This window comes from Synechococcus sp. R6-7 (genome assembly GCF_047461695.1).
Lineage (GTDB): Bacteria > Cyanobacteriota > Cyanobacteriia > Thermostichales > Thermostichaceae > Thermostichus.
In genome coordinates this window covers 1-4,773 of record NZ_JANSHS010000042.1, presented here as the reverse complement: position 1 = coordinate 4,773, position 4,773 = coordinate 1, and the positions used below count along the sequence as shown (strand labels likewise).

General features: G+C 56.0%; 4 protein-coding genes. 3 read left to right on the top strand and 1 reads right to left on the bottom strand.

Translation table 11 applies throughout. The features are described from left to right. Window positions 1–67 precede the first annotated feature (67 nt). The 3 genes from NW815_RS01710 to lpxD all read left to right on the top strand — a co-directional run bounded on the left by NW815_RS01710 (window position 68) and on the right by lpxD (window position 3,292). On the top strand, window positions 68–1,600 hold the full coding sequence (locus tag NW815_RS01710; protein ID WP_414415650.1) for a hypothetical protein: 1,533 nt from the start codon (window positions 68–70) through the stop codon (window positions 1,598–1,600). 66 nt (window positions 1,601–1,666) lie between these two features. Beyond that, a complete protein-coding gene (locus NW815_RS01705; RefSeq protein WP_414342569.1) occupies window positions 1,667–2,185 on the top strand; it encodes a DUF4330 domain-containing protein in 519 nt (172 codons plus the stop codon). A gap of 15 nt (window positions 2,186–2,200) precedes the next feature. Next, entirely contained in the window at window positions 2,201–3,292 is a 1,092-nt protein-coding gene (gene lpxD, locus NW815_RS01700) for a UDP-3-O-(3-hydroxymyristoyl)glucosamine N-acyltransferase (RefSeq protein WP_414390035.1), read from the top strand. Between the two features lie 53 nt (window positions 3,293–3,345). Here the strand turns inward: lpxD and NW815_RS01695 are convergent. Continuing rightward, window positions 3,346–4,773, bottom strand: a 1,428-nt coding sequence (locus NW815_RS01695) for an FkbM family methyltransferase (RefSeq protein ID WP_414390033.1), incomplete at its 5' end; no start/stop codon positions are given.

Genomic DNA, 4,773 nt, shown 5'->3' with positions numbered 1-4,773 from the left:
CTTATTATTGACTAGAGTCATGCTCCCCAAGTTCTGGCTGCCCATACCTGTCTGTTGTTTGTAACCTATGAGTCAGATGTCTGCCCGGTCGGGATCTTACTGGCGCGCAACCCTGACGCGGTGGTTCCCACAGCCTCTGGATCGCTGGGTGGCCGGGATCACCCTCTGCAACCTGGCCATCGGGGTGATCCTGGTGGTGTTGGGCAACCACACAGCTCCTTACGTGCGGGACTTTAACTGGCAACAGCAACGGGTGGGGGCGCAAGAAGTGCAGATGGTGCTCACCTTCAACCGCCCGATGGATCCCGTCAGTGTTGAAGAGCATTTGGAGATCCAACCCCCTCTGCCAGGCCGAATGCGCAAGCTGGGTCGCCGCTTTTTTTGGACGCTGACAGAACCAGCCCCTTACGGCCAGACCTACCGGGTGCGCCTGCAGGCAGCCGTGGATGAACGGGGCCAGCCCATGGCCCGGCCTTTCGAGGGAGAATTCCGCACGCCGGATCGGCAGTTGCTGGGGATCAGCACCGAACCTGCCCAGCGAGGGCGAATGTTTCTGTTCAACCTGGAGACGGGAGCCGCTACTCTGCTGACTCCGGCTGGGGTCAAGGTAACCCAAATGCAGCCCAGTGCTGATGGCCGCTTCGTGTACTATTTCGCCACGGCCACCAACCTACAGCACCAGGATCTGTACCGGCTGGATCTGGAGGATCTGTCTTCGCGGTTGCTGCTGGATCATCAGGGTTACCAAAACCTGCGCTTCCAAGTCTCGCCGACGGGGGAACTGGTGGTGGCAGAGCGGATCCCGCTGCAACGGGATCCCATGGCTGCCGTCCAGACGGAGCTGTGGATCCAGAAAACGAGCCGGGATCCCTTTGAACGTCTAGAGCTGGATACGGCGGTGGGGGGAGATTTTTTCATTAGCCCCGATGAGAGCAGCCTGCTCATCTCGCAGGGACAGGGGGTGGGGATCGTACCCTTGCATCCACGGGCGGCAGCGGAGAGCTTTCTAGCCCAGTTCGGCCAAACCTTAGCCATCCGCCCCGATGGGGCTTTCGGGGCTTTGCTGCGCTTCAATCCCGACTACACCCGCAGCCTCTCCATCGTCAGCAATACCGGCAACAGCGAGGAGATTTTGAGAACCCAGGGATCCATCCTGAAAGGGGCTTTTTCCCCTCGGGCGCCCATCTTCTACGCCTTGGTCAGTGAGGTCTCTCACGTTAGCGGTGCGGAGCATTATTCTGTTGGCGAGGTCGCGATGGACTCCCCCAGCTACACCGAGTCGCCCCGCCTGCTGGCGATAACGCTCGGCACTGAAGCAGGCAACGCCATAGAGGTGGTTCGAGCCACCTATCCCGTCGATCTGGACTTCAGCATTTCCCCGGATGGACGCATGCTGGCCTACACGCTCTTGGAACCGTTCCCAGGGATCCCGGATCCCTCGGCTCCCCTTAGCCGTAGCGGGCAAGCCATCATGGCCTCGCAAGTGTGGTTGGTGGATTTGCAGGACGGGCTGCCCATTCCTGATGGACAAAGTGGTTCGCACCGCTGGCGGGAACGCCGCCTACCGCTGGGCAGCAGCGCCCTAGCCTGGATCCCTTAGGGCGAGAAAGCCACTTGGAGAACAAACCTGCCTAGAATCAAGACAGGGTGTGCGAGGAGAGGTGATATGCGGCTCATTGACGAGCAGGGGCGGCTTTTGGGAAAGGTCAGCCTCTTGGATCTGGGAGCTCTGGCAATTGTGGTGGTGGCCATTGTCGCCGTCTTGTTCTTTCCGGGTCGGCAGGCGGGCAGTGTCGTCCAGGTGGGAGGTGGCCCCACGCTGCCGGTGGAAGTGGACATGATTGTGCGCGGGGTCAGCAGCCGCTCTATGGAACCTTTTCAGGCGGGGCAGAAGGCTGACCTGATCATCCGCAACCAGCCCTACGGCCAGGTGGAAGTGGTACGGGTGGAGAATGTCAGCCGTACCGTGCCAGTGGTTTTCCCCGATGGGCGGGTGCAGAACTTGCCCGATCCCGAAGCCTATCGCCTCGACCTGGTATTTACGTTGCGGGGGCGGGGTCAGCGGACGGAGAATGGCATCGTCCTGGGCAACAATCGCGTCAAAATCGGTGTTCCCCTAGAGCTAGAGACCTTTGGCTACAACTTGCGCGGCACCGTGATGGACGTGCGGCTGCCGCAATCGTAGAGGATGTCAACTCCAATGCAGCTACAGGAAATTGCCCAAAAATTGGGGTGTGCCTACGAGGGGGATCCCACCCTGGAAATTCACAGCGTGGCCAGCCTGGCGGAGGCTCGCCCAGGGGAGCTGAGCTTTCTCAGCGAGGCCCGCTACCTACCTCTCTTGGAGCAAACCCAGGCCAGCGCTGTCATCGTGGAGGAAGGGCTGGCTTTGCCCTGTTCCATTGCCTGCTTGCGGGGCAGGGATCCCCGTCTGCTCTTTGCCCAGGCCATTGAGCTGTTCTACCAACCCTACCGCCTGCCCGTTGGCATCCACCCCACCGCTGTGATCGATCCCAGCGTCGAGCTGGGGGAGGGGGTGGCCATCGGGCCGCACGCAGTGGTGATGGAGGGAGTGAAAATTGGCGACCACACCCAAATTCACCCCAATGTCACCATCTATCCCCACGTGCGGATTGGATCCCGGTGTCAGCTTTTCGCCAACTGCGTTATTCACGAGCGCACGGAGATTGGGGATGATTGCCTCATCCACAGCGGCGCTGTCATTGGCGACGACGGCTTTGGCTACATTCCTCTGGCAGATGGCTCCTGGCGGCGCATGCTGCAGGCGGGCCGAGTGGTGCTGGAAGACAACGTGGAGGTAGGCAGCAACACCACCATCGACCGGGCCGCCGTTGGCGAGACCCGTATTGGCCGCGGCACCAAGATCGACAATCTGGTGCAAATTGGCCACGGCGTGCGCACCGGATCCCACTGCCTGATCGTGGCTCAGGTGGGCATTGCCGGCAGCACCCAATTGGGCCACCACGTCATCTTGGCCGGGCAATGTGGCTTGGCCGGGCATCTTCACATCGGCGATGGCGTGCGTGTGGCCGCCCAAACAGGCGTCACCAGCGATATCCCCGCCGGTCAAACGGTGGCCGGCTACCCCCACCAACCCATTGCCGAATGGCGCAAGAGCATGGCCGTCCAGCGGCACTTGCCTGAGCTGCAGCGCGCCCTGCGCAAGCTGGAAGCTCGTGTGGCCAAGCTGGAACAGAACAGCACGGATAGAGCCCCCAACGCAAAAATGCTCGAAGTGGGCGTGGATCCTGAAACTACATGCTCTAGCTAGAACCTCCTTTGTCAACTTCCCCAGTGGCCTTAGCTACTGACTGGGAGAACTTTTTACCGACGAGGTTCTTGTGAAACGTCATGAGGGATATGCCTTCTACTCAAGTAGCAAAGAGTACCTCTATGTGTGTGAACTATGTTTCCCTTGTACAAAACATGGGTAGGGCATAGGATCTGGTCTATTAATCGTCTATCTTCTTCAGAGTGAAACTCTAGGTATATTATCTTAATGTCGACTAGAATTTCGAACAAATCCTTTAATATTTGGGTCTCACAACCCTCAGTATCTATCTTGAGAATATCGATGTTGTAAGCGCCAACACTCTTTAGAAATGAGCCTAGGAATGAGCTTGCCTTTACAAGCTGTACAACTCTTGGAAAGTCAGCATATTGGTTCTTGTGTATCGAACTATAACAGGCCGTTACAAGACTACTGTAGAAAGTCTTGGTGATATCATCACTGTACAGCCCAAAAGGGTATACAGTGCAGCCGCCTATAACTAGGCTGTTTAGCTTCAGCAAGTGAAGAGCTACAGGGTCAGGCTCGAAGCAAAGAATAGTAGCATTTGGATAAAGCATTCGAAAGTAGGCGCTTGCGATGCCTATGTTTGCTCCTACATCAACAATTATTGATACGCCATCGACGAAGTTTAAAAAAGGATATGACTGCTTACTAAAGATTTCGTCAGTCGTGAATAGCGCTGCGCCTTCTTCCTCCTTATAAAAATTGAGACGTAGTGTCCAAGAAGATCCATCCGCTCTAGTCGCGCCCAAGGAAAATCTTTCAACGCTCGCTAACTTTGTTGCGTTCGAGAACACCAATTGATTTTGTTCATCAAGGACAAAAACAAATTTTGAGTAGGGCAGGAGTCGAGAAGTAAGATGGCTGTTGGATCTGGCAATCAGAACATCCCAAGTCGCAGTACCTAAGTGGCTGGACTCTTCCTCCCAGACATGTACTCTGGAAACGACCCTCTCGTCCTTGGGAAGCTCAGACACTGGGAACCCGGCCTCAACATAGACTTCTAGTCTCGGCAGATCCAGGAGATCTGCCACAACTGCTACTGGGCAGTCTTTGCTAACCAGTACCTTAAGTTGCTCCTCTACACGGTGTAACTCCTGAACAGGTTCGTAGATAGCAAGGCGTGTATTGACAAGATCTCTGTAGGCAGTGCTAATGAAAAATCTGGGATCGGACTTAGCTGCGTAAAAGTTGGGTAGCTCTCCCTTGAAAACCCAATTCATCAGATCGGCTATCCGATGCTTGGGATGCCAGTCCACAAGAAACTTTTCATAAGCTCTTTTAGCTATCTCTAGAGCCAGCCCTGGATTTTCTAGGTAAAACTTGATTTTCTCAACTAGCTCCAGCTCAGAACTATAGACGTCGCAGTATAAGCCGGGGCTCAGATACTCATCAAAGCCAGATGCAAAGGAGAGCTTGTCTGTCAGCAAAAAGCCACCCGCAGAAATCACTTCCAGGTT

What these genes read in the sequence shown, in the direction of transcription:
- NW815_RS01710 (WP_414415650.1), top strand. Translation starts at nt 68, where the DNA reads ATGAGTCAGATGTCTGCCCGGTCGGGATCTTACTGGCGCGCAACCCTG.
- NW815_RS01705 (WP_414342569.1), top strand. Translation starts at nt 1,667, where the DNA reads ATGCGGCTCATTGACGAGCAGGGGCGGCTTTTGGGAAAGGTCAGCCTC.
- lpxD (WP_414390035.1), top strand. Translation starts at nt 2,201, where the DNA reads ATGCAGCTACAGGAAATTGCCCAAAAATTGGGGTGTGCCTACGAGGGG.